Below are 2,586 nucleotides of genomic sequence, written 5' to 3' on the forward strand. Positions count from 1 at the left end.
ATAATTTTTATAATGTCTGTAAGATTAAATCTTGACTTCTACAAATAAAGAATTCAGAATATCTTAATAATCCTTCACTTCACAATCACTTTCAGTTTCTCTATAGTTTTTGGGTCTTTTACAAGTTCTAAAAATATTTCCCGCTCATAGCCAAGCAACTCTTCTTCATTTGTGTCAGGATGCTTATCAATAATATTTTGGAATTTGCTAATTACCTTATTTTGTAGATCGTTATATTTTAATGTATCTATTTCTGTTGCTAAATTTATTTTAGGCAAAGTAATTTTATGCGGAATCGGTACTATCTTTTTAGATAGGTTTAATTTTAAAGCTTCATCTAAAATATAATGCTTATTCATATTTACGTGCATATTCTCTACATCATAATCTGATTTAAAGTAATCGGCTGAACTTGTTTTATTCTGCTCTATAATATTTCTGATATTTCTGATTAATTTAGTTTTATCTCCCTTGCTTCGTACAAACATTTCAGTAACACCGCCCCATCCCGGTATTAAACCAACTCCAAGTTCTACAAGTCCTACGCTCAGTTCCTGGTTTGCTACAATATAGCTTGAGTGCAATAGCAGCTCGCACCCGCCTCCAAGGGCTACTCCTTTGGCACAACTAACAATATGAGCCCTAGAATATTTTAAGTGCAGCATAGTTTGCTGTCCCAGCTTTAATAAATTCTCTAAATCATGAAAATTACCGTCTTCAATATAGGAAAGAAGCAGCTTTAAATCCGCACCGGCAGAAAAATTATTTCCTAGCGGATAAATATAAAGGTTTTTGCTGTCATTTTCAGCTTTACTTGCTGCTTCTTGCAGTAAATAAAACACATTATGGTTTAAACAATTCATTTTTGTAGTAATAACAAAAATGAAATTCTCACGATAATTTATTAGCTTTGCAGAATCGTTTTCTAATACTATCTGACTTTCATGTAAAATATCTTTGTGAGAATTAAATTTTTGTTTATCGATTTTTTGATATTCTTTATTGGCTAAATATTGCGGAAGTAAGATATGCCTTAAACCGGCATTTTTAATTACCGAATTCCAGCCGTCTTTAGCTGCTATGGTCAATAATTCAAATGGACCATATTTCCAGCTGTAACCAAGCTTCATAGCAGCATCGATATCATAGATATTATCGGTTACAGATGGTACTAAACTTGCTAAATAAACATAAAATTCCGTGATAATTTCAGTAAAAAATTTACCGTAAACCGAATTGCTAGCTAGTAACTCATCAAGACTATTAAACGAAATATCTACTTTTTGAACAGGGCTATATGATAAATCGTTTATATTGATAACTTCTTTAATCTTTTTACCGTTTGATACCGATAGGCGATAAAATCCCCCATAACCTTTACGTCCAATTAACTTCTTCTCTATCATCTTATCGAGAACGGGAGTATTTACATATATTTTATGATAAGCATCATTTGCAGGAAGGGCGGCAAGTAATGAGCTTGATATTAACTTCATTACGTCATGCCCGATTAGATCATATAAACCAAAAATTCCGGTACTCGGTAGCCCTAAACATGTAGTAAATATTTTATCTAAAGCTACAAAATCAAGCTTTTGACTTATCGCTTTGCGAGCTACTAATTCAAGTAAAAAACACCCTACTCTATTAGCAATAAAGCCAGGTGTATCGTTACATTTTACTATAGTCTTACCAAGCGTTTTTGTTAGGAATTCTGATACTCTTTCTATTACTTGCAGCTCTACTATAGGGTCTATAATTAACTCAAGCAGCTCCATATATCTTGGCGGGTTAAAGAAATGCGTAATAACGAATCTCGATTTGATATTATCCGGTAAATTCTCTTTGAGCCTTTTAAGCGGTAATGTAGAGGTATTAGAAGCAATAATTGCAGCTTCTTTAAGATAAGGAATAATTTTATTATATAATTGGTGTTTGATTTCTAGCTTCTCAACAATAACTTCAATTACTAAATCACAATCCCTAATTAATTCTAACTCATGTTCTAAATTGCCGATGGTAATGAAATTTGCTTTATTCGGAAAAGACAAAGGTGGAGGTTTTTGTTTATACAAATTCTCTACGGCATTTTTTACTATTTTATTTGGATCATCGGAATCTTTAGCGATAATATCAAGCAGCACTACTTTATGAGAGGAATTAGCAATTAACGCTGCAATCCCTGAACCCATCACCCCCGAACCGATAACACAAACTTTTTTTATTTCATTTTGCATAAGTTACTTCACTCTTGATGGTTTTGTAATCGTCGTTGCGAGGAGAGGCGAAGCCTCGACGTGGCAATCTCAGGACTTTGGCACGAGATTGCTTCGTCAATTACTACGTAATTTCCTCACAATGGCGTTCTATGTCATCGCAATACTCATGATCTTTACCGACTCTGCCCCCGCTTGTCGTACAGTTTTAGCACATTCATTTATAGTAACACCGATGGTAACGACATCATCGACTAATAAGATTTTTTTACTTACAATATTATATTTTGTGTTAAATTTGATACTACCCTTTATATTATTTTTGCGTTGTTAATGTCAATATCAAAGCACAGTGATAGCCAAATCATGT

Annotated in this window: 2 protein-coding genes; both read right to left on the bottom strand. The window is 33.2% G+C overall.

Annotation, left to right across the window (positions count from 1 at the left end):
- Positions 1-74: 74 nt before the first annotated feature.
- Complete coding sequence (locus tag KYQ89_RS03670) at positions 75-2,237, bottom strand: 3-hydroxyacyl-CoA dehydrogenase/enoyl-CoA hydratase family protein (RefSeq protein ID WP_218460457.1); 2,163 nt, start codon at positions 2,235-2,237, stop codon at positions 75-77.
- Between the two features lie 129 nt (positions 2,238-2,366).
- Positions 2,367-2,531 carry a ComF family protein gene (locus KYQ89_RS08275; protein ID WP_371920403.1) on the bottom strand — a complete coding sequence of 55 codons (165 nt, stop codon included), beginning with the start codon at positions 2,529-2,531 and terminating at the stop codon, positions 2,367-2,369.
- Positions 2,532-2,586 lie beyond the last annotated feature (55 nt).

Source organism: Rickettsia sp. TH2014, from assembly GCF_019249195.1.
GTDB lineage: Bacteria > Pseudomonadota > Alphaproteobacteria > Rickettsiales > Rickettsiaceae > Rickettsia > Rickettsia felis.

Bases quoted from the DNA above. Each gene is read 5' to 3' on its own strand.
- KYQ89_RS03670 (WP_218460457.1), bottom strand. From the start codon at position 2,237: ATGCAAAATGAAATAAAAAAAGTTTGTGTTATCGGTTCGGGGGTGATG.